The sequence below is a fragment of the Rhodanobacter sp. PCA2 genome (genome assembly GCF_013620825.1).
Taxonomy (GTDB): domain Bacteria; phylum Pseudomonadota; class Gammaproteobacteria; order Xanthomonadales; family Rhodanobacteraceae; genus Rhodanobacter_A.
This window is the reverse complement of the sequence record NZ_NJIC01000001.1, coordinates 15,301-36,224: the sequence shown is the minus strand read 5'-3', so window position 1 is coordinate 36,224 and position 20,924 is coordinate 15,301. Positions and strand designations below refer to the sequence as shown.

The 20,924-nt window shown below is 68.9% G+C and carries 19 protein-coding genes; 7 read left to right on the top strand and 12 right to left on the bottom strand.

Annotated elements, in window-relative coordinates:
* Positions 1-8: 8 nt before the first annotated feature.
* Positions 9-1,637 carry a pilus assembly protein TadG-related protein gene (locus tag PCA_RS00165; protein ID WP_181300091.1) on the bottom strand — a complete coding sequence of 543 codons (1,629 nt, stop codon included), beginning with the start codon at positions 1,635-1,637 and terminating at the stop codon, positions 9-11.
* A gap of 141 nt (positions 1,638-1,778) precedes the next feature.
* Complete coding sequence (locus tag PCA_RS00160) at positions 1,779-2,063, bottom strand: pilus assembly protein (RefSeq protein WP_181300090.1); 285 nt, start codon at positions 2,061-2,063, stop codon at positions 1,779-1,781.
* 430 nt (positions 2,064-2,493) lie between these two features.
* Here PCA_RS00160 and PCA_RS00155 point away from each other — a divergent pair, with 430 nt between their 5' ends.
* Positions 2,494-3,471 (top strand): DUF4892 domain-containing protein, encoded by a 978-nt coding sequence (locus tag PCA_RS00155; RefSeq protein WP_343204385.1) that lies wholly within the window; start codon positions 2,494-2,496, stop codon positions 3,469-3,471.
* Positions 3,472-3,595: 124 nt separating this feature from the next.
* A complete protein-coding gene (locus tag PCA_RS00150) occupies positions 3,596-4,150 on the top strand; it encodes a hypothetical protein (protein WP_181300089.1) in 555 nt (184 codons plus the stop codon).
* Positions 4,151-4,160: 10 nt separating this feature from the next.
* On the opposite strand, the gene PCA_RS00145 is transcribed toward PCA_RS00150, so the two are convergent.
* From PCA_RS00145 to PCA_RS00110, 8 genes are all read right to left on the bottom strand, one after another.
* The gene (locus tag PCA_RS00145) at positions 4,161-5,909 is read right to left on the bottom strand and encodes a DUF885 family protein (protein ID WP_255436574.1); all 1,749 of its coding nucleotides are present in this window, start codon (positions 5,907-5,909) and stop codon (positions 4,161-4,163) included.
* Positions 5,910-5,932: 23 nt separating this feature from the next.
* A complete protein-coding gene (locus PCA_RS00140) occupies positions 5,933-7,597 on the bottom strand; it encodes a SulP family inorganic anion transporter (protein ID WP_181300088.1) in 1,665 nt (554 codons plus the stop codon).
* A complete protein-coding gene (locus PCA_RS00135) occupies positions 7,594-8,208 on the bottom strand; it encodes a ParB/Srx family N-terminal domain-containing protein (RefSeq protein ID WP_181300087.1) in 615 nt (204 codons plus the stop codon). The genes PCA_RS00140 and PCA_RS00135 overlap by 4 nt, the downstream gene beginning before the upstream one ends.
* A 132-nt stretch (positions 8,209-8,340) precedes the next feature.
* Positions 8,341-9,399: a DMT family transporter gene (locus PCA_RS00130; protein WP_181300086.1), complete on the bottom strand. Its 1,059-nt coding sequence runs from the start codon at positions 9,397-9,399 to the stop codon at positions 8,341-8,343.
* A 60-nt stretch (positions 9,400-9,459) separates the two neighbouring features.
* On the bottom strand, positions 9,460-10,164 hold the full coding sequence (locus tag PCA_RS00125; RefSeq protein WP_181300085.1) for a YafY family protein: 705 nt from the start codon (positions 10,162-10,164) through the stop codon (positions 9,460-9,462).
* A gap of 42 nt (positions 10,165-10,206) precedes the next feature.
* Entirely contained in the window at positions 10,207-10,731 is a 525-nt protein-coding gene (locus tag PCA_RS00120) for a cupin domain-containing protein (protein ID WP_181300084.1), read from the bottom strand.
* On the bottom strand, positions 10,728-10,931 hold the full coding sequence (locus PCA_RS00115) for a hypothetical protein (protein ID WP_181300083.1): 204 nt from the start codon (positions 10,929-10,931) through the stop codon (positions 10,728-10,730). The genes PCA_RS00120 and PCA_RS00115 overlap by 4 nt, the downstream gene beginning before the upstream one ends.
* Before the next feature lie 10 nt (positions 10,932-10,941).
* Positions 10,942-11,553, bottom strand: a complete 612-nt coding sequence (locus PCA_RS00110; RefSeq protein WP_181300082.1) for a DJ-1/PfpI family protein — start codon at positions 11,551-11,553, stop codon at positions 10,942-10,944.
* 144 nt (positions 11,554-11,697) lie between these two features.
* Between PCA_RS00110 and PCA_RS00105 the strand changes: the two genes are divergently transcribed.
* From PCA_RS00105 to PCA_RS00085, 5 genes are all read left to right on the top strand, one after another.
* On the top strand, positions 11,698-12,714 hold the full coding sequence (locus PCA_RS00105) for a class 1 fructose-bisphosphatase (protein WP_181300081.1): 1,017 nt from the start codon (positions 11,698-11,700) through the stop codon (positions 12,712-12,714).
* A 45-nt stretch (positions 12,715-12,759) separates the two neighbouring features.
* The gene (locus tag PCA_RS00100) at positions 12,760-13,671 is read left to right on the top strand and encodes a patatin-like phospholipase family protein (protein WP_181300080.1); all 912 of its coding nucleotides are present in this window, start codon (positions 12,760-12,762) and stop codon (positions 13,669-13,671) included.
* Positions 13,672-13,795: 124 nt separating this feature from the next.
* On the top strand, positions 13,796-15,847 hold the full coding sequence (locus PCA_RS00095; RefSeq protein WP_181300079.1) for a S9 family peptidase: 2,052 nt from the start codon (positions 13,796-13,798) through the stop codon (positions 15,845-15,847).
* A 138-nt stretch (positions 15,848-15,985) separates the two neighbouring features.
* Positions 15,986-17,377, top strand: coding sequence for a type II toxin-antitoxin system HipA family toxin YjjJ (gene yjjJ, locus PCA_RS00090; RefSeq protein ID WP_181300078.1), 1,392 nt, complete (start codon positions 15,986-15,988; stop codon positions 17,375-17,377).
* Positions 17,374-17,967, top strand: a complete 594-nt coding sequence (locus tag PCA_RS00085) for an HAD family hydrolase (RefSeq protein ID WP_181300077.1) — start codon at positions 17,374-17,376, stop codon at positions 17,965-17,967. The genes yjjJ and PCA_RS00085 overlap by 4 nt, the downstream gene beginning before the upstream one ends.
* 4 nt (positions 17,968-17,971) lie before the next feature.
* Here PCA_RS00085 and PCA_RS00080 read toward each other — a convergent pair whose 3' ends face one another.
* Positions 17,972-19,063, bottom strand: a complete 1,092-nt coding sequence (locus PCA_RS00080) for a PA0069 family radical SAM protein (RefSeq protein WP_181300076.1) — start codon at positions 19,061-19,063, stop codon at positions 17,972-17,974.
* 97 nt (positions 19,064-19,160) lie between these two features.
* Positions 19,161-20,825, bottom strand: a complete 1,665-nt coding sequence (locus PCA_RS00075; protein ID WP_181300075.1) for an MFS transporter — start codon at positions 20,823-20,825, stop codon at positions 19,161-19,163.
* Positions 20,826-20,924: the final 99 nt, after the last annotated feature.

Genomic DNA, 20,924 nt, shown 5'->3' with positions numbered 1-20,924 from the left:
GTCGGAATTCAGCCCTTGCCGGGAATGCACGGCGCAACCGCCCCGTACGCGATGGCCACCTGCTGGCGCGTCGAGCAAGGCGTATCGACCAGCCGCGCCTGCCAGTAGGGACTGAACAGGCTGCCCAGCTCGCGACTCGATGGGCTGGTCACGCTGTCGAACAAGCCGAAGCCGCGGGGACGGTCGAAGTACACCTGCGCCGAAGACAACGCGGTCATGTCGTCGGACACGGCCTTGTCGGGCACGTAGAAAGCCGATGACGCATCCTGTCCCCCGATGCCGGGCACGTGCGTACTGGTGCGCACGGTCTTCATCGGTTGCTCGACCAGCACGGTGAAGATCGGACCGGCATCCAGCACTTTCACGCCTGCCGCGGATGCGCTTCCCCCATCGACCACGTAGGGAACCGTCGCCTTGTTGTCCTTGATGTCGACGTAAGGCTGCAGCCCGGGATCCGTATCCGGCGCGAAATCCTTCAGCCATGCCTTGTCGCTGCCATCCGTCGCGGGCGACGAAAGCACCTGCTTGCCCGCATCGCCGTTGTCGATTCCACCGGCGTACCGGTCGATGTGGCCCGGGTCGATCTCGTACTGCGAGTTCCAGCCGCGGCCACGCTCGAAACCCGGGCTTGCGATCGACCGGAAGGACTTGGGCGTGCCGGTCACGGCGGCCGCTCCGCCCCATGCCAGCGCTGTATTCACGCCCAGCCAGCCGACCTTGACGTTGAGCGTGTCCACACCGGCCCAGTTCCTGTAATTCACCAGGTCGGTGCCGCCGCGCTTGTGCAAGGGACCCAATCCGTCGCTCCGCTTGCGGGAGAACCCATCCCTGGCTTCCATCACCACGTTCGCATAGCGGTCCGCTCCGTAACGCTCTGCAGCCGAGCCCCCGCTGCTGCTAGCCGGAATCCGGTACTGCGTGCTGTAGGACATCGCTTGCAGCGCCCCTTCCTCCAGCAGGGCATAGCCGCGCGCCCCGATCGTGGCCTTGCCTTCGGTGTTCCGTTTGACTATGTCGGGCACCAGCTTCAACGATTCCTGCGAATCGATCTTGGCTATGGCGTACGACGCCAGCGAGTAAGCCTTGTCGAGGGCGCCGATCGCGGTCACGCCTGCCGAGAACGCCACCTGCATGCCATCGCGAATGGTTCGGACCACCGTCTTCACTTCATTGAGTACGGTGACGACATCCTGCAAGGCCGCACCTACCTCCGCGCCGACGATGCTGAGGTCGAAGATGATGGCAATGTCCTGCACCGCAGTCTTGAAATTTTCGGTACCGCGCAACGTGAAATTCGTCCACGAGTACCAGCTCACCATCTGCGCCACCGCCACCTCGTTGGCCACGGAAGCGCGGTTCATGTAAGCGATGAGGTTGTACGCGCGTGCCTGCTGCACGGCGGCGCTGTAGGCAGCCGCATCGGCCGCATTGACCAGTTGCACCTTCTTGGATGTCGCCTGCCCGGTGTTGAACACGACGATCACGCCGATGCACAGCACCAGCAGCGCAACGATCGCCAGGACCAGCGCCTGTCCGCCTTGCGCGCGCGCGCCATGCACGCGCGCACGACCTCCGCACGCATTCCGGCGCCGGTACCGCGGCGGCGACGCATCGTCGTCCACCCAAGCCACGTTCATTGAAACAGCCATCACGCACGCCCTCGAGCAGTAGTCGAAGAGATCACTCGTGCATGCCGCCTTTTCGCGGCAGCACGAGTCATCCCCGCGGATGCGACGCCAGGGCGCCACATCCGATTCATCGAATGCGAGGGAAATGCCTTATTTGGCCGTGGCGTTGTTGTAGCTGCTGAGGGTCTTGTCCTTCGTACCCTCGCTGTGTGCCTGATTGCCCTGGTTCTTGGCGCGATTGATGTCCTGGGTCGCGCTCTGGCCGGAAAGCTCCCTGGCCATGCCGCCGATCTGTGCGCGGGCTGTGCCGCCGAAGTAGGTGACGGCGGCGATCGCGGCGATCGCGATCAGTGCAGTGATGATGATGTACTCGGTCATGCCCTGGCCGCGCTGGCGGATACGCTGGGCGTGCTTGCGGGGGAAACGTGCGCTCATGGGGGGTATCTCCTAATCCTTTCCGACAAAACCGATTCCTGCATCGGGAACCGGAAGGTCTCCTCAGTGAGAGATGGATGTGCCCCCTGTGCGGCACTGCGACCTACATCCGCGGCAGGAGAAAACAACTTGTTTTGTCGCCTCTCCCGAGCGTGGAACCTATCCCAGCTCCACGACTGTTTTGTGAAATTCTTGCGGTCGATTCATGGGTCGTACACCAATGTGAAGACCTCGCGATCCCGTGCATCCGACCTGTGTCCAATGCAGTGATCGCATCCAAAAAATGCAGCCGCGGGCTGAATGACTGCGGTATCGCGATGCTGCGAACTGCTGATACATCGACTCAAGCTTGTTATTGTCCGGGCTCCCGCGATGCCGACGGAGACATCGAGTGCACGGCAAGACACGGATTTTTTCGCGCTTGTTTCTTGTGCTGATCGCATCGATCGGCAACGCAGCCATCGCTTCGGAATTTCCCTCGCACGACATGCGTGGAAGCCACGATCACCCGATCGTTTCGCGCTTCGCCGGATCGACGATCTTCGGCTACCAGCAGATCGACTATGGTTCGGCCACGCTGCCGATCGGCCCTTACGACGGCAACGCACAACACGGGTTCAAGCGCAGCGAGGACGTGGAAGGCAAGATCACGCGCATCGCCTACGTGGCGCCCACCGGCAAGTCGACGCTCGAGGTCTACCGCAACTTCACGCAGGCACTCGAAGGCGCCGGATTCGCCACACGCTTCGCATGTGCAGGCGACACCTGCGGCAATGCTGCGGATTTCTCCGATCGCATCATCGATCCCTTGCTCGATCAGATGGGCGCGGGTGCGCACAACCTCATGTTGAACAGCCTGTATGCGGTCGACGGCGATGCACGCGTTCTCACGGCACACCTCGACCGCGCAGCCGGCGCGGTGGACGTGTCGTTGCTCGTCGCGCATCAGCAGGGCTCTTCCGACAAGCGGCCGATCGGCGTGCTGCTGCAGATCGTCGAAGCGAAGCCGATGGCCACCGGCCAGGTGAGCGTGGACGCGAAGGCCATGAGTCAGGGCCTCGCGCAGAACGGCCACATCGCGCTCTACGGCATCCGCTACGCCAGCGACAGCGCGGTGCTGGACAAGGAATCCGCCACCACGCTCGCCGAGATGGCGAAGCTGCTGAAGGCGCAGCCGACGCTGAAGGTCTACATCGTCGGGCACACCGACGACAGCGGTTCGCTGGCGCACAACCTCGCGCTTTCGCAGCAGCGCGCGGAGTCGGTGGTGAAGGCGCTGGCGAAAGACTACGGCATCGCCGCCACTCGCATGGCAGCCAAGGGCCTGGCTTCGTACGCGCCCGTGGCGAGCAATCGCGACGATGCCGGCAAGGCGCGCAACCGTCGCGTCGAATTGGTCGAGCAATGATCCGTTTGCAACACGAGAAGAACGACGCGCCATCGCGCTTGCGGTTTCACCGCGCCGAGCGCTGCGACCCGCGCCAATGCACGCACTCCACTCCCCCGACAATGCGACCCCAAGGAGCAAGGCAATGAAGAAAGCGAACAGCTTCACGCACGGACTGGCCGCACTGGCGCTGTGCGCGGTCGCGGCCCTTCCCGCGGCCTGCGCCGCCTCATCCTCCGGCAGCGCGAGTGATCCACAAGGTTTCACGCTGACCGACGGCTTCCTCGCGAAGTACCAGGCGGTGGAAACCGACTCGATCAAGGATCCGTGCCAGCTCAGCCCGGTGAAGGTGCTCGGGCTGACCGGCGAGGGCGCCGGGAAGGCGACGATCGACCAGATGGCCGCCCGCTACGACGCGCAGCCCGGCGTGCACGCCATGCTCGCCAGCCACGGCGTGACCGCGAAGGAAATGATCCTCGGCACGGTCACGCTGATGTCGGCCGCCATCCAGGAACTGAAGCAGCAGCATCCCGGCATGGTCCAGGGCAACGGCGCAGCGCCGCAGATCAGCGCGGCGAACATGGCGTTCTACCAGTCGCACAAGCAGGCCATCCGCCAGTTCAACATGCAGATCGCCCAGCAGCAGTTGCGCGCAAACGGCGGCAAGCTGCCGCCCTGCCTCAGCGCAAGCGCCGGTTGATCCGGCGCGCTCAGCCGCCGGCGTTCCTGCCCTTTCCGTAGTCCGGCTCCGGGCCGCCGTCCTTGATGAACTGGTCGATGCGCGCTTCCAGCACCGGCAGCGGCACCGAGCCGGTGGAAAGCACGGTGTCGTGGAAGGCGCGGATGTCGAACTTCGCGCCCAGCGCCTGCTCGGCCTTCGCGCGGAGTTCGAGGATCTTCAGGTAGCCCAGCTCGTAGCTGTCGGCCTGTCCGGGCCAGCTGATGTAGCGGTCCACCTCGTTGGCGATTTCCAGCGGGCTGAGCGCGGTGTTCTCGGTGAGGTAGTCGATCGCCTGCTGGCGGGTCCAGCCGAGGTGGTGGATGCCGGTGTCGACCACCAGGCGGCAGGCGCGCCACATCTGGTAGGTGAGGTAGCCGAACTGCTGCCAGGGCGTGTGGTAGATGCCCATCTCGTTGCCGAGGTATTCGGAGTACAGGCCCCAGCCCTCGCCGTAGGCGGAGATGTAGCCGTTGCGGCGGAACGCGGGCTGGCCGTGGTCTTCCTCCGCCAGCTCCAGCTGCAGCGAGTGGCCGGGATAGCTCTCGTGCAGGGTCAGCGCCGGCATGTTGTACAGCGCGCGCGATTTCAGGTCCCAGGTGTTGACCAGATAGACGTCCGCGCCGCCGCGGCCCGAGGTGTAGTACGGCGCGATCGCGTCCGGCACCGGCCTGATGGTGAAGCGCGCGCGCGGCAGGTGGCCGAAGAAGCGCGCCATCTTGCCGTCCACTTCCTTGGCGACCCACGCGGTCTTGTCGAGCAGCTCCTGCGGCGTCTTCGCGTAGAACTGCGGGTCGGTGCGCAGGTAGTGCAGGAAGTCGGGGAAGCTGCCCTTGAAGCCGGTCTGCTTCATCACCTCCAGCATCTCGGCGTGGATCTTCGCGACCTGCTCCAGGCCGATGCGGTGGATCTCGTCGGGCGTCAGGTCAAGCGTGGTGTAGGCGCGGATCTGCTGGCGGTAGTAGGCCTTGCCGTCGGGCAGCGCCTCGGCGGCGAGCGTGCTGCGCGCCTGCGGCACGTACTCGTCGCGGAAGAACTCGAGCAGCTTCGCGTAGGCGGGAATCACCTGGTCGCGGATGCGCTGCTGCGCCTCGCCGCGCAGCGCCTGCGCCTCATCGGCGGGGATCGTGTCCGGCATCTGCCTGAACGGCGCGTAGAAGCTGCTGGCCGTGGGATCGCCCAGTTCCGCCACCGCGGCGATGGACTGGTCGCGGCCCTTGAGCACCTCGCGCGGCACGCTGAAGCCGCGCTTCAGGCCCAGCCGCATGTTGTCGGTCTGCTGCTCGAAGTAATGCGGGATCTGGCCGAGGCGGTCGAGGTAACCGCGATAGTCGGCCACGCTGCGCAGGCGATCGCCGCCCAGCTCGCCATCCAGGTCGCTCCAGAACGCCGAGTCGCTGTTGAACGGCATCTGCCACTGGCCGAACTGCTGATCCGCGATGAAGTTGCGGATCTGCTCGCGGTACACCGCGTAGTTCACCCGGTTTTCCGGCGACAGCTGCTGCACGTCGATCGCGTCCAGCTGCTGCATCACCTTGCGCCAGTAGTCCAGGCGCTGCTGCTGGCTGGCGGCGTCCACGTCGTCGAGGCGACCGTTGTTCGGCTGCGCCTCGCCCGAGGCGCTGATGCCGGCCTGGCCGGTGCGCCACGCCCATTCGGCGCCGTAGATCTGCCTGAACCGGGCGTCGGTGGCCTGGTTGGCCCAGGCAGGAACGGCCACGCACAGCGCACCCAGCGCCAGCCATTGCACACACTTCGCGATCTTCACTGCTGCGGTATCTCCGTGGGCGGCGCGGGAACAGCCGCTGCCGCTGCATCTTCCACGCTCCAGTAATCCAGCGCCTGTGGCGGAAGCTGGGGCAGCGCGGCGCGCAGCAGCAGCCCGCGCACGGCATCCTTCAGGCGCGCCACGCGCAGCGGGAGACCGCGCGCAGCCAGCCACGCGGCGAAATCCGCCAGCGCCTCCAGCGCGGTGCTGTCCAGGTCGGGCGACTCCTCCAGGCTGAGCACCACCACGCGGCAGCCGGACTGGGCTTCCACCTGCTGGCGCGCCTGCGCCAGCACGGTTTCCGCGTTCGCGAAGAACAGGGGTTCTTCCGGCCGCAGTATCAGCATGCCGGCCGGCGCCTGTGCGTCGGGATGTTCAGCCAACGCCACGAAATCGTGGCTGCCCGGCAGGCGGCCCAGCACGCTCAGCCGCGGCGTGGCCAGCTGGCGCAGCAGCATGATCAGGCTGAAGGCGATCGCCGCCAGCAAGCCGTCGAGGATGCCCAGCGCCAGCACCGCCAGCACCGCCGCCAGCGCCACCAGCCGGTCGCGCCGCCATTGCAGGTAGGGCTTGAACACGGACAGCCGCCACGACTTGCTCACGGCATGGATCACGATGGCCGCCAGCACCGGCTCCGGAATGCGCTCGATCCAGCGCAGCAACAGCAGCACGAGCAGCAGCACGGTGGCCGCGGCGACCAGCCCGGCCAGGCGCGAACGCGCGCCGGCCGCCTCGTTCGCCGAGGTGCCGGAATAGCCCGCGCCCACCGGCATGCCGTGCAGCAGGCCGGACAAGCCGTTCGCCACGCCCAGCACCAGCAGGTCGCGGTTCGCCTGCACCGGATCGCCATGCTTCAGCGCAAACGCGCGGATGGAACCGTAGGACTCCGCATACAGCACCAGCAGTATCGCGGCCGCCAGCTCCACGCTGGGCAGCCACTGGTCGGCCCGCGGCCATGCGGGCAACGTCCAGGTGGGCACCAGATCGATCGCACCGGTCAGCGCCACGCCATGCCCGGCCAGCCAGCCGGACGCAGCCACGCCCAGCACGATCGCCAGCAGGCTGCCCGGCAACCGCCGCACCCGTTCGGCCAGGAACAGCAGCAGCAGCGCGATGGCGCCCGCTCCCAGCGCGGCCGGATTCACGCCGCCGGCCGAGCGCAGCAGGTCCACCAGCAGCAGCGGCACGAAGTCGCCATGCAGGCCCGGCAGCCCGCACAGGCTGGGCACCTGCTTCAGCGCGATCACGCAGGCGAGGCCGAACGTGAAGCCGCGCAGCACCGGCCGCGCGATCAGGTGCGACAGGCCGCCGAGCCGGGCGATGCCGGCGACGAGGAAACAGCAGCCGGTGAGCAGCACCAGCGTCGCCGCCACCGCGGCGCGCGCGGCGCCGGCCGGACCGGCCAGCGCCAGCGTGCCGGCGGCCAGCACCGCCGCCGAGGACGAGGTGGCCGAGACGACCGCGTAGCGGCTGCGGCCCAGCAGGCCGTAGCTGGCCAGGCCGACGAACAGCGCGATCACGCCCGCCTGCGGCGGCAGCCCCGCGATGCCCGAATACGCCACCGCCTCGGGCAGCAGCAGGCCGGCGATGGACAGGCCGGCCAGCACGTCGGCGCCGGGCGCGAAGCCGCCGGCGCCGGCGCCCTGCGGCGCCGCGCTCATTCGGTCGCGCCGCTCCAGCCCGGCAGGTAGGCGGCCTCGTGGCTGTGCGCGAGCAGCAACGCCTGCTGCAGCGCCTTGGCGCCGATGTTGCCGCCGGGCAGCTTCAAGCGGCGACGGTAGAAGTCCGCCCACAGGAATTCGGAGTACGGCAACGCATCCTTGGCGCAACCGCCCGCCACGCGCACGCGCATCGCCAGCGTGCGGTACGCATCGTCGGCCAGCTTCGCAAGATTTCCCGGGATCGACGCGTACTCGTTGCGACGCCCGTGTTCGTCGTAGGGATGCGCCCAGCGGTTGTATTCCATGGTGCGCCAGAACACGTCCGGCTCCAGCCAGGAGAAGTCGCGCTGGATCATCACCGGCACCTTCTTCACGCCCTCTTCCAGCAAGGCGAGGCCGAGGTGGTGGTGGTCGACGATGTAGACGTTCTGCTTCGGACCCAGCACGCCGGGGAACCAGTGCGCGGCCAGCAATTCCTTGCGCTTTTTCTTGCCGAGCTTTTCCCACTCGGCACGCTTGCTGGCCACCTCGGCCTTGCCGACGGTCATCTGGGTCGGCCGCAGCTTGGCCGGAGCGATCAGCAGCAGCGGATGACGCACACCTGTGGACATGGCACGGTTCCTTTCGTGGATGGCGTGCGGCGCAGCCTAGCAGGGCCGCGCGCGCCGCGCGCCACTCCGGAGCGCGCACATCGGCGTGCGCCTGCGCCCCCATTCATGCAGGCGTCATCGCCGCCGCCGCGTTCAACGATGCGGATGCCGGTGATGGATGTCCGGATAGTGCGGATGCGCGTGGGTGATCGGCGCGTGCGTGTGCTCGTGGGTGTGCGGCTCGCGGCCGTCCCAGTCGAAATCGTGCGGGTGCTGGTGGTGTTCGTCGTGCACGTGGCGATGGGCGTGCGTGAGCGGCTCGTGCGTGTGCAGGTGTTCGTGGCGTTCGGTGAGGTGCAGCCACACGCCCGCGCCCATCAGCAGCGCCGCCAGCCAGAACGCGGGCGAGACATGGTCGCCGAACGCGAGTATCGCGATCGCCGCGCCCAGGAACGGCGCGGTGGAGAAATACGCGCCGGTGCGCGCCGCGCCCAGCCCGCGCAAGGCCAGCACGAACAGCACCAGGCTGACGCCGTAGCCGAACAGGCCCACCGTCATCGCCGCGGCGAGCGTGGCCGCCGCCGGCAGGCGTGCGCCCAGCATCGCCGCCAGCGCGACGTTGACGATGCCGGCCACGAGGCCCTTCAGGCCGGCGATGAACAGCGCATCCGAAGCGGAGACCTTGCGCGTGAAGTTGTTGTCCAGCGCCCAGCACAGGCAGGCGAGCGCGATCAGCGGCGCGCCCGGCCCCACCGCCGCGGGCGCCAGCCACCCCGGCCACGCCAGCAGCACCGCGCCCGCCACGATCAGCAGCATGCCCAGCACGATGCGCCGGTCGGCGTTCTCGCGGAACACGATCCACGCCAGCAACGCGGTCAGCACCGCTTCCAGGTTCAGCAGCAGCGAGGCGGCGGCCGCGCCGCTGCGCGCCAGCCCCAGCAGCAGCAGCAGCGGGGCCAGCACGCCGCCGAACGCGATCGCCAGCGCCAGCCACGCGCGTTCGCCGGCCGGCATGGCCGGCGCGCGCCAGCCGCGGTCGCGCAGCAGCCGCAGCAGCAGCAGGCCGATGCCGCTGCCGAGGTACAGCAGGCCCGCCAGCAACACCGGCGGCAGGTCGCGCAGCAACTGCTTGGCCAGCGGCGTGCTGGCGCCGAACAGCAGCGCCGCCGCGAGGGCAGCGGTGACGGACGGCGAGAGTGCGGGGCGGCGCATGGGTACAGGGTAGTCGTTTCGCGGGCGCCTGCCTGCGCCCGCGAACGCGGGCATGGCGGCTCAGTTCATGCCGATGCGGTTGCCGCCCACCGCCTGCAGGTAGTCGTCCAGGCTGCGGCCCGGCGCTTCGGCAAACGTCTCGCCGGTGGCTTCGCTGGCGTGGATGCGGTCGGGACGGAAGTTGCGGAAATCCCGGCGCAGCCGGCACCACGCGCCCAGCGTCCACTTGCCGCCCCAGAACGCGAGGCACAGCGGTTCCACCTCGCGCAGGCTGGGCTGGCCGCCTTCGTCGCGGTAGTCCAGCCGCAGCACCTGGTTCGCCGCGATGGCCGCATGCAGGCGGTCGATCAACATGGCGAAATCGGCGCGGCCCTGGTCGCGCCACACCGGCGCGTAGATGCGCGTGCGCGCGGCGCGCTCGCGCAGTTCGGGCGGCAGCACCGCCTCGATCTTCAGCAGCGCGGCCTGCGCCCCGGCCGCCAGCCTGTCGCCGGCGAAGGCGCGCACGAAACGCGTGCCGACCACCAGCGCTTCCAGTTCGTCGGCGGTGAACATCAGCGGCGGGATGTCCGAACCCTTGCGCAGCACGTAGCCCACGCCCGCCTCGCCCTCGATCGGCACGCCGGAGAGCTGCAGGTCGGCCACGTCGCGGTAGACGGTGCGCAGCGAGACGCCCAGCGTCTCGGCGAGCGTGCGCGCCGGCAGTGCGGTGCGCCGTCCGCGCAGGGCGTGGATGATGAGGAAGAGGCGATCGGCACGACGCATCCGCACATGGTGGCCCGTCCGCGCATCGATCGCCAGCCCCGGCTATTCGCCGTCCCAGTAGTCGCGGCCGACGGCTGCCCGCCCGACATGGCGGAAGCCCTGCGGCTTGCCGTCCGCATCCCTGCCGGCCATGTGCATGACGGCGAACTTGCCCGAGTCCGGGTATTCGCACAGCTCCGGCGTCTGGCTGGTCGACACGGCGAGATAGCGCAACACCGCGTCGCCGGTGTTGACGATCTGGTGCGCGGTTTCCGGGCCGCCCGGCGGGCAGCAGATCACGTCGCCGGCGCGGATCGGCCAGGTCTCGCCGCCGATGCGCACTTCGCCCGCGCCCTCGACCACGAAGAACATCTCCTCGTTGACGCGATGCGCGTGGAACGGGAACGCGCGCTTGCCGGGCGGCACCACGGTGAGGTTGCAGCCCAGCTTCTGCGCGCCCAGCCGGTGTCCGATCGGCGCCATGCCGCCGCCGAACTTCTCCGGCATCGCGTTGCCGCCGTACTGCTTGTTCAGCACGTCCAGCGGGATCGGTTCCAGTTCGTCGAGGTTGAGGATGGGCTTGTTCATTTCCGGCTCCGGGTGGATGGCGCGAAGAGATGCAGGCCGGTCCAGGCCAGCAGGGTGAGGCGATGGCGGCGTGCGCCGGCTTCACCGGCGCCCGTTCCTGCGGTCGGCGTCGGCAGGCGGTACTGGCCGTCCAGCAGGAGGCCTTGCAGGTACAGCGGCCGGTAAGCCATCAGCACGCGGTCAAGCAGCGGTTTCTTCATGACGAATTCCTCAGGCGGCGACCGCGGTGGCGCGGGCCAGCCACGGCGGCGGCAGCGCATGCTTGTAGAGGCGGAACCAGTGTTCGCGGTCGCTGGCGTTGTAGAGGTCCAGCGTGCGTATCACCTCGCGCGCGAACTCCACGCTGCCGAACTCGCTGGCGGTGAGCGTGCCGCCGTCGCTGACCGCGAGCACCGAGCCGTCGTACTGCTCGGCGCCGCGGTAGTCCGGCACGTGGGCGTCGATGTGGCCGGGGTGGTTGGCGGTATGCCGGCATTGGTCCAGCAGGCCGGCGCGGGCCAGCGCCAGCACGCCGCCGTCGATCGCGGCCACCGGTGCGCCGGCCGCATGCACGCGGCGCGCGGCGGCCACCGCGGCCAGGCCGCCGCCCCGCGTCCACAGGTGGCCGCCGGGCAGGATCAGCAGCGCCGCGCGGGCCAGGTCGAGCTGGGCCAGGCTCAGCTCGGGCTGCACCGTGACGCCGCCCATGGACACCACCGGCGCCGTCGAAAAGCCCGCCACCCGCACCTGCCAGTCGCCAGGACGGCGGATCTCGCACAGCGCCAGCGCGGCCTGCCAGTCGGCGTAGCCGTCGAATACGAGGAAATAAACCGTGTCGCGCATGTCGTTCCCTCCGTGTTGGAGGTGCAGCTTGCGCGGGGCCTGCTGCCAGCATCGTGTCAGCAGGCTGGCCGGGCATGGCGCGATTCAGCCCAAGCCGGGACAATACGCGTTCCGCCTTCCCGACCTTCCTGCTCCGGAGCCGCCATGAAGCCCGTTTCGCTGATCCAGTTCCTGATCGAGGAACGTCGCGCCGGCCACATCAACGCCGAACTCTCCCTGTTGATCGAGGTGGTGGCGCGCGCCTGCAAGCGCATCGCGGTGGCCACCGGCAAGGGCGCGCTGGGTGGCGTGCTGGGCGCGGCGGGCACCGACAACATCCAGGGCGAGGCGCAGAAGAAGCTCGACGTGATCTCCAACGAGATCCTGCTGGAGGCGAACGCCTGGGGCGGCCACCTCGCCGCCTGCGCGTCGGAGGAAATGGAAGACCCGCAACCGATCCCCGACGGCTATCCCCGGGGCCAGCACCTGCTGCTGTTCGATCCGCTGGACGGCAGCTCGAACATCGACGTGAACATCTCGGTGGGCACCATCTTCTCGGTGCTGCGCTGCCCGGACGGCGTCACCGAACCCGTCGCCGAACACTTCCTGCAGCCGGGCACCACCCAGCTCGCCGCCGGCTACGTGGTGTACGGGCCGTCCACCCTGCTGGTGCTCACCTTCGGCCACGGCACGCACGAGTTCACGCTGGACCGCGAGATCGGCAGCTTCATCCTCAGCCGCCGCGACATCCGCATCCCGGCAGCCACCGGCGAGTTCGCGATCAACATGTCCAACCAGCGCCACTGGGAAGCGCCGATGCAGCGCTACATCGGCGAGCTGCTGGCCGGCGGGGACGGCCCGCGCGGGCGCGACTTCAACATGCGCTGGGTGGCCTCGATGGTGGCGGACGTGCATCGCATCGTGACCCGCGGCGGCGTGTTCTTCTACCCGCTGGACGCCAAGATCAGGAGCAAGGGCGGCAAGCTGCGCCTGATGTACGAGGCGAACCCGATGGCCTTCATCGTCGAGCAGGCCGGCGGCGCCGCCAGCACCGGCCGCGAGCGCATCATGGAACTGCAGCCCACGGGCCTGCACCAGCGCGTGCCGGTGTTCCTGGGCTCGAAGGACGAAGTGGAACTGGCCACGCACTACCACGTCGAGGCGGACGGCGCGCAAGGCTGATCCACTACCGACCATCCACTCTCTTTCTTCCGCAGACACCCAGCCATGCGCTTCCGTCGCCTGTTCCTGCCCATGCTCGCCGCGCTCGTGCTCGGCGCCTGCACGCACGCGGCCAAGCCGGTTGCGCCTCCCGCCCCGCTGCCGCCGCTGCCGAAGCTGAAGATCGGCCTCGCGCTGGGCGGCGGCGCGGCCAAGGGTTTCGCGCACATCGGCGTGATCAAGATGCTGGAGGCCAGCGGCATCCATCCCGACGTGGTGGCCGGCACCAGTGCCGGCAGCGTGGTCGGCGCGCTGTACGCCAGCGGCATGGACGCGTTCCAGATGCAGCAGGTCGCGTTCGGCCTGGACGAATCGAAGATCCGCGACGTGCGCCTGTTCTCCGGCGGCCTGGTGCAGGGCAAGGCGCTGCAGGACTACGTGGACCAGCTGGTGAACCACCGGCCGATCGAGCGGCTGAAGCTGCCGTTCGCCGCGGTGGCCACCGAGCTGCAGACCGGGCAGCGCACCGTGTTCGTGCGCGGCGACACCGGCGAGGCGGTGCGCGCGTCGTCCAGCGTCCCCGGCGTGTTCGAACCGGTGACGATACGCGGCAAGCGCTACGTGGACGGCGGCGTGGTCAGCCCGATCCCGGTGGACGCCGCGCGCCAGCTGGGCGCGGATGTCGTGATCGCGGTGGACATCTCCAGCGCGCCCGACGGCAGCAGTCCGCAAGGCATGCTGGGCATCGTGGGCCAGTCCATCGTCATCATGGGGCGGCAGCTGGCCGCGCAGGAAACCGGCCGCGCCGACGTGGTGATACGGCCCAGGCTCGGCGGCATCGGCCCGACCGACTTCGAGCAGAAGAACCAGGCCATCCTCGCCGGCGAGCAGGCCGCGCTGGCGGCGATCCCCGCGATCCGCACCACGCTGGCCGCCCGCGAGGCAGCGCGGGAAGCGGCACGCGTCGCCGCGCACTGAGCCGCTTGCCGGCGCCGCGAAACGCCACACTTCGCACGTTCCTGCACCGATGCCTGCCCTGTCGCACTTGGCCGCGCCGGCCATGCGTTGTAGCGTCGCGCCTTCGTCTTGCCGGAGCCGCGCCATGCTTTCCCGTACCCACCTGCCTCTCTGCCTGATGCTCGCCGCCGCGCTGCTGGCGCCCGCGGCATTCGCCGCCCCGGCCGCCGACACCGCACCCGCTTCGCACGTCGCCCAGCTGCTTGCCCGGCTCGACAAGGTCAAGCGCATAGGCGCGGTGGCGATCTCGCCGGACGGCGCGCGGCTGGCGTGGGTGCTGGAAGGCAAGCCGTCCGCGATCGAGCTGGCCGACGCCGACGGCAGCCATGCGCATGCGCTGGACCTGGGCGCGAAGCTGGCCGACTGCGGCAAGCGCGACCTCGCCTGGGCGCCGGATTCGCACGGACTCGCCTTCATCGCCGACTGCGGCAAGGACCTCACCAGCACGCAGGCGATGCACAACGGCGTCTACCTCGCCGACGTCGCCGGCAAGGCCGCGCCGCGCGAACTGGGCAAGCTCGCCGGCTATGCCCGCGCGCTGGCCTGGACCAGGGACGGCAAGTCGCTCGGCTTCCTCTACGTGCCCGGCGCCACGCGCCGCGCCAGCGCCACCGCCGCGGGCAAGGCGCAGGTGGGGGTGATCGGCGAGGACGACGTGGAACTGCAGCACGTGGCCAGCCTGGACGTGGCCAGCGGCACCGTGCGCACGCTGACCCCCGACGCGCTGTACGCCTACGAATTCGACTGGTCGCCGGACGGCTCGCGCATCGCCTACACCGCCGCGCCGCCGCCGGGCGACGGCAACTGGTGGGTCGCGAAGCTGTACGTGCAGGAGGCCAGCCCCGGCGCCGCGCCGCGCGCGCTGGTCGATCCGGCCACCGTGCAGGGCTCGCTGCACGGCATGCAGATGGCGCTGCCGCGCTGGTCGCCGGACGGCGCACGCATCGCCTTCATCGGCGGCCTGATGAGCGACCAGGGCGCCACCGGCGGCGACCTCTACGACGTGCCGGCCACCGGCGGCACGGCGGGCAACCTTACCCCCGGCACCGCGGTGACGCCGCAGTGGTTCGCCTGGACGGCGCCCGATGCATTGCTGGTGAGCCAGAACGCGAAGGGCAACGTGCAGCTCGCTGCGTACACGGTGCACGGCGACCGCGCCGAGATGCAGGCGCCGTACTTCAGCCTGCCGGCCACGATAGGCGCAGGCGGCCCGGTGCTCTCGGTGTCGCTGTCGGCCGACCACCGCCGCGTGGCGTTCCAGCAGCATTCGTTCGAGCACGCGCCGGAAGTGCACGCCGGCGTGCTCGGCACCACGCCGCCGCCCGCGGTCACCACGCTCAACGCCGCGCTGCAGCCGGAATGGGGCAAGGCGGTGTCGGTGGAATGGACCCATGAGGGCCGCCAGGTGCAGGGCTGGCTGCTGTATCCCGCCGACTACGATCCGCACAAGACCTACCCGATGATCGTCAGCGTGCACGGCGGCCCGGCCTGGGGCGTGCTGTCGGGCTGGCCCGGCATGGGCGCGATGTACGCCGCCAGCGGCTACTTCCAGTTCCTGCCCAACCCGCGCGGCAGCTTCGGCCAGGGCGAGGCCTTTGTGCAGGCCAACCGCAAGGACTTCGGCTACGGCGACCTGCGCGACATCCTCGCCGGCATCGACGCGGTGGAGAAGCAGGCGCCGGTGGACGACCACCGCCTGGGCCTCACCGGCTGGAGCTACGGCGGCTTCATGAGCATGTTCGTGCCCACGCAGACGCAGCGTTTCCGCGCCGCCGTCGCCGGCGCCGGCATCTCCGACTGGCAGAGCTACTACGGCCAGAACCGCATCGACCAGTGGATGATTCCCTACTTCGGCGCCTCGCTGTACGACGATCCCGCGGCCTACGCGAAAAGCTCCGCGGTCAACTTCGTCAAGCACGTGAAGACGCCCACGCTGATCGTGGTCGGCGACCGCGACGAGGAATGCCCCGCGCCGCAGTCCTTCGAGTACTGGCACGCGCTCAAGACCCTGGGCGTGCCCACCCAGCTCGTGGTCTACCCCGACGAAGGCCACCACTTCGAGGACCCAAAGCACGTGAAGGACGTGGCGCAGCGCTCGCTGGACTGGTTCGCGAAGTACCTGCCGGCGTCGAAATGAGCATGGCTCGAGATGGCCGCCCCCGAGCAGGCCGGCCATCACCTTGAGAATCCATTCAATATTTCTCCATGATTTCTATCAACACATTGATATATAAATAGATTGACTTGAAATATCTATTCAAGTATCTATTCAATCATGGCTCCCCCTGTTGCTCCCGCCGAGCGTGTGCTGCATGTCCTGCGCCTGCGCGGGGCCAGCAGCGCACGTGAACTCGGCGAGGCCCTGGGTCTCAGCCAGCCCACCATTTCGCGCGCACTGGCAACCTTGGGGTCCGGCGTGGTGCGGATCGGCCAAGCCCGCCGCAGCCGCTACGCCGTGGTGCGCGAAGTGCGCGGCCTGGGCACGCATTGGCCCTTGTATCGCCTGGACGAGCGTGGCCAGCCGCACGCATTCGCCCGGCTCACGGCCTTGCACGATGCCGGCTGCCTGGTCGAACCCTCTGCGCCGGTCGACTGGCTGCGAGGCGAATTCTCCGATGGCCTGTTCCCCGGCCTGCCGTGGTTCCTCGACGACCAGCGCCCGCAGGGCTTCCTCGGCCGCCAGTTCGGCCAGCGCTGGGCGCGGGAGCTGGGGCTTCCCCCGGACATCCTGCGCTGGAACGAAGACGCCGTGCTGGCCGCCCTGCTGCTGCACGGCGATGACGGTCCCGGCGATTTCGTGCTGGGCGATACGGCGCTGGAACGCGCCCTGCGTGCCGAACCCGAAGCCATCCCCGTCGCGGCGCGCGAACGGCGTTACGCCGAGCTGGCGCAAGCCGCGCTCGCGGGCGAACTGGCCGGTTCCTCGGCCGCCGGCGAACAGCCCAAGTTCACCGCCTGCGTCGACAGCGCCGATGGCGAACTGCGCCACGTCATCGTGAAGTTCACCGAACCAGTGAATGCCGGCGCCAGTGCCCGGCGCTGGGCCGACCTGCTGGTCTGCGAACATCTCGCCGCCGAAGTGCTGGCCGAACACGGCCACGCCAGCGCCCGCACCGAACTGGTCTGGTCGCAGGGCCGCCTGTGCCTGGAAGCCACCCGCTTCGACCGCATCGGCGCGCACGGCCGGCGCGGCTTCGTCACGCTGGCTGCCTGGAGCGACGCCCACGACGGCGAGCGCGACGACTGGGCCACTGCCGCCGCACGCATGCGGCAAGGCGGCTGGCTGCGCGACGACGCTGCGGAACAGGTGCTGCGCCGCTGGTGGTTCGGCCGTCTGATCGGCAACGCCGACATGCACTTCGGCAACCTCGGCTTCTTTCTCGGCAATGCCTTGCCGCTGGAACTCGCGCCGAGCTACGACATGCTGCCCATGCTGTACCGCCCCGCCGCCAACGGCGCCGTGCTGCCTCGCGCCTTCGAACCACCGCCACCCACCCCCGCCGCCTTGCCGCACTGGCGGCAAGCCGCGGCCTGGGCCGGCATGTACTGGCAGCGCGTGGCGCAGCACCCTGATGTCAGCGACGCGTTTCGCAGCATCGCCGATGCCAACCACGCCGTGCTCGGCCACTTGCGCGAGCGCTTCGACACGGACGACGACGGACGATGAATCTCGCGCTCTTCGACTTCGACGGCACCATCACCACCCGCGAAACCTTCGGCGACTTCATCCGCTGCGCGGTGAGCCCGCTGCGACGCGCAGCGGGCGTGCCCCTGTTCGCGCCGATGCTGGCGGGCTACAAGCTCGGCCTCGTATCCGGCATGCGCATCCGCAAGTCCGTCGTGGCTTTCGGCCTGCGCGGTGCATCAGCCGAACACGTACGCGCCGCTGGCGAGCGCTTCGCCGCCGAATTCCTGCCCGGCGTGCTGCGCCCCGAGGCGATGCGGCGCATCGCGTGGCACCAGTCGCAGGGCGACAAGGTGGTGCTGGTTTCCGGCGGACTGGATGCCTACCTCGCGCCATGGAGCCGGCAGCACGGCCTGGAGCTGGTGTGCTCGATCCTGGAAACCCGCGACGGGCGCCTCACCGGCGGCTACTGCGGTGCGCAATGCGTGGGCGAGGAAAAGGCGCGCCGCGTGCGCGAGCGCTACGACCTCGCCGCCTACGCGCAGTGCCATGCCTACGGCGACACGCACGAGGACGAGGCGATGCTGGCGCTGGCGCACAAGCGCTTTTACCGCGGCGTCGAGCGCGTCTGAGCGATCAGAACAATTCGCCCTGCGGCGACGGTTTGCGCGGCGGCACGAAGCGCGAGGCGTCGAGCCGCAGTTCGCGCGCGCGGCCGAAACCGTGCCGGCGGCAGGCGATCTCGAAGCGCTTGCGCAGCAACTCCGCGAACACGCCCTGCCCGCGCATGCGGGTGGCGAAGTTGCTGTCGTAGTCGCGACCGCCGTTCATCTGCTGCACCAGGCTCATCACGTGTTCGGCGCGCTGCGGCGCGTGCAGCGCCAGCCATTCGCGGAACAGCTGCTTCAGCTCCCACGGCAGGCGCAGCACGGTGTAGCCGGCGCAGCGCGCGCCGGCGTCGCAGGCGCGTTCGAGCACGGCTTCCATGTCCTTGTCGTTCAGCGCGGGAATGATCGGCGCCACCAGCACGCCCACCGGCACGCCGGCCCCGGCAAGCGCGGCGATCGCCTGCAGCCGGCGATGCGGCGCGCTGGCGCGCGGCTCCAGTTTCGCGGCGAGCCGGTTGTCCAGCGAATTCACCGAGACGAACACCTGCACCAGCTTTTCGCGCGCCATCGCCGCGAGCAGGTCGAGATCGCGTTCCACCAGCGCGTTCTTGGTGACGATGGTGCAGGGGTGGTGGCACTCGGCCAGCACGTCCAGCGCGGCGCGGGTGAGCCGCCAGCGTTTCTCGACCGGCTGGTAGGGATCGGTGTTGCTGCCGATGTTGATCGGCTTCGGCACGTAGCCCGGTTTCGCCAGTTCCGCGCGCAGCACCTCGGCGAGGTTGCCCTTGGCGCGGATCTTCGTCTCGAAATCCAGCCCCGGCGACAGGTTGAGGTAGCTGTGGCTGGGCCGCGCGAAACAGTAGATGCAGCCGTGCTCGCAACCGCGGTACGGATTCATCGCCTGCTCGAAGGCGATGTCGGGCGAGTCGTTGCGGGTAATGACGCTGCGCACGCGTTCGTCGGTGACCTCGGTGCGCGGGCGCGGCGCTGTTTCGTCCAGCAACGCACCCTGCCAGCCGTCGTCCTCCGCGTGGTGGCGGATGGACTCGAAGCGCCCCTCCGGATTGGAAGCGGCGCCGCGGCCCTTGATCGCTTGCGCTGGATGGCCCGGCTCGTGCATCCGCGGAGTGTGCCGCGCGGCGATCTCAGTCCGCGCGACACGAACGAAGACGCGGCGACTCGCGCCGCCGCGTCTTCGTCCTGGCCATGCCGCCGGATCAGGCGCTGATGTCCACGTCCTTGGTCTCGCGCACGAACAGCAGGCCGATCACGAAGGTCATCATCGCGATCACCACGGGATACCACAGGCCGGAGTAGATGTTGCCGGTGAGCGCCACGATGCCGAACGATACCGAGGGCAGGAAGCCGCCGAACCAGCCGTTGCCGATGTGGTACGGCAGGCTCATCGAGGTGTAGCGGATGCGGGTGGGGAACATCTCCACCAGCCACGCGGCGATCGGCCCGTAGACCATCGTCACGTAGATCACCAGGAGGGTCAGCATCAGCAGCAGCATCGGGTAGTTGATCTTGGACGGATCGGCCTTGGCCGGATAGCCGGCCTGGTCCAGTGCCGCGCCCACGGTCTTGCCGAAGTCGCCGCTGCGGGCGCCGAAATCCGCCTTGGCGAGGCCGGTGCCTTCGAACGACACGAAGCTCTGCCCGCCCACGCTCACCTTGGCCACTTCCCCGGCAGGCGCCGCGACGTTGGTGTAGGGCACGCCACGCTTGGCGAGATAGCTCTTCGCCACGTCGCAGGAACTGGTGTAGCTCTGCGTGCCGGTGAGGTTGATCTGCAGCGCGCAGTTCGCCGGGTCGGCGATCACGGTGACCGGCGCGGAACGGCCTGCCGCCTCCACCGCCGGATTGGCGTAGTGGGTGATCGCCTTGAAGATCGGGAAGTAGGTGAGCGCGGCCAGCAGGCAGCCGGCCAGCACCACCGGCTTGCGCCCCACCTTGTCCGACAGCCAGCCGAACACCACGAAGAACGGCGTGCCGATCAGCAGCGCGCCGGCGATCAGCAGCTGCGTGGTGGTGGCGTCGATCTTCAGCGTGCTGCCGAGGAAGTACATCGCGTAGAACTGGCCGCAGTACCACACCACGGCCTGGCCGGCGGTGGCGCCCAGCAACGCGAGGATCACCACCTTGAGGTTGCTCCAGCGCGCGAAGGATTCGGTGAGCGGCGCCTTCGAGGTCTTGCCCTCCTCCTTCATCTGCTTGAACACCGGCGACTCGTGCAGCTGCATGCGGATGTACACCGACACCGCCAGCAGCAGCGAGGACAGCAGGAACGGAATGCGCCAGCCCCAGTCGTCGAACTTGTCGCCCACCAGCCACTTGCAGCCCAGGATGATGAGCAGCGAGAGGAACAGGCCGAAGGTGGCGGTGATCTGGATGAAGCTGGTGTACAGCCCGCGCTTGCCGTCCGGCGCATGCTCGGCCACGTAGGTCGCCGCACCGCCGTATTCGCCGCCCAGCGCCAGGCCCTGCAGCATGCGCAAGGCGATCAGGATCACCGGCGCGGCGACGCCGATCGATTTGTAGCTGGGCAGCAGGCCCACGAAGAAGGTGGACAGGCCCATGATCACGATGGTGATGAGGAAGGTGTACTTGCGCCCGACCAGATCGCCCACGCGGCCGAACACCAGCGCGCCGAACGGGCGCACCGCGAAGCCGGCGGCGAACGCCAGCAGCGCGAACACCAGCTGGCTGGCCTCGTTCAATCCGGAGAAGAACTGGTGGCCGATGATCACGGCCAGCGAACCGTACAGGTAGAAGTCGTACCACTCGAACACGGTGCCGAGGCTGGATGCCAGGATCACCCGCCGGTGGCTGACATCCAGTCCGTCAGCGGATTTCCCGATGGCGTCGATGGTGGTGGCCATATCCCCTCCGTTTGCTGTGGATGGCCGCCCCCCGCGGAACGGCCATTGGTCGATGTGAACCGCCGACGGCGGAGCGCATGGTTTGCTGCCGCCGGACGG

What these genes read in the sequence shown, in the direction of transcription:
- PCA_RS00165 (WP_181300091.1), bottom strand. Translation starts at nt 1,637, where the DNA reads ATGAACGTGGCTTGGGTGGACGACGATGCGTCGCCGCCGCGGTACCGG.
- PCA_RS00160 (WP_181300090.1), bottom strand. Translation starts at nt 2,063, where the DNA reads ATGAGCGCACGTTTCCCCCGCAAGCACGCCCAGCGTATCCGCCAGCGC.
- PCA_RS00150 (WP_181300089.1), top strand. Translation starts at nt 3,596, where the DNA reads ATGAAGAAAGCGAACAGCTTCACGCACGGACTGGCCGCACTGGCGCTG.
- PCA_RS00140 (WP_181300088.1), bottom strand. Translation starts at nt 7,597, where the DNA reads ATGAGCGCGGCGCCGCAGGGCGCCGGCGCCGGCGGCTTCGCGCCCGGC.
- PCA_RS00135 (WP_181300087.1), bottom strand. Translation starts at nt 8,208, where the DNA reads ATGTCCACAGGTGTGCGTCATCCGCTGCTGCTGATCGCTCCGGCCAAG.
- PCA_RS00130 (WP_181300086.1), bottom strand. Translation starts at nt 9,399, where the DNA reads ATGCGCCGCCCCGCACTCTCGCCGTCCGTCACCGCTGCCCTCGCGGCG.
- PCA_RS00125 (WP_181300085.1), bottom strand. Translation starts at nt 10,164, where the DNA reads ATGCGTCGTGCCGATCGCCTCTTCCTCATCATCCACGCCCTGCGCGGA.
- PCA_RS00120 (WP_181300084.1), bottom strand. Translation starts at nt 10,731, where the DNA reads ATGAACAAGCCCATCCTCAACCTCGACGAACTGGAACCGATCCCGCTG.
- PCA_RS00115 (WP_181300083.1), bottom strand. Translation starts at nt 10,931, where the DNA reads ATGAAGAAACCGCTGCTTGACCGCGTGCTGATGGCTTACCGGCCGCTG.
- PCA_RS00110 (WP_181300082.1), bottom strand. Translation starts at nt 11,553, where the DNA reads ATGCGCGACACGGTTTATTTCCTCGTATTCGACGGCTACGCCGACTGG.
- PCA_RS00105 (WP_181300081.1), top strand. Translation starts at nt 11,698, where the DNA reads ATGAAGCCCGTTTCGCTGATCCAGTTCCTGATCGAGGAACGTCGCGCC.
- PCA_RS00100 (WP_181300080.1), top strand. Translation starts at nt 12,760, where the DNA reads ATGCGCTTCCGTCGCCTGTTCCTGCCCATGCTCGCCGCGCTCGTGCTC.
- PCA_RS00095 (WP_181300079.1), top strand. Translation starts at nt 13,796, where the DNA reads ATGCTTTCCCGTACCCACCTGCCTCTCTGCCTGATGCTCGCCGCCGCG.
- yjjJ (WP_181300078.1), top strand. Translation starts at nt 15,986, where the DNA reads ATGGCTCCCCCTGTTGCTCCCGCCGAGCGTGTGCTGCATGTCCTGCGC.
- PCA_RS00085 (WP_181300077.1), top strand. Translation starts at nt 17,374, where the DNA reads ATGAATCTCGCGCTCTTCGACTTCGACGGCACCATCACCACCCGCGAA.
- PCA_RS00080 (WP_181300076.1), bottom strand. Translation starts at nt 19,063, where the DNA reads ATGCACGAGCCGGGCCATCCAGCGCAAGCGATCAAGGGCCGCGGCGCC.
- PCA_RS00075 (WP_181300075.1), bottom strand. Translation starts at nt 20,825, where the DNA reads ATGGCCACCACCATCGACGCCATCGGGAAATCCGCTGACGGACTGGAT.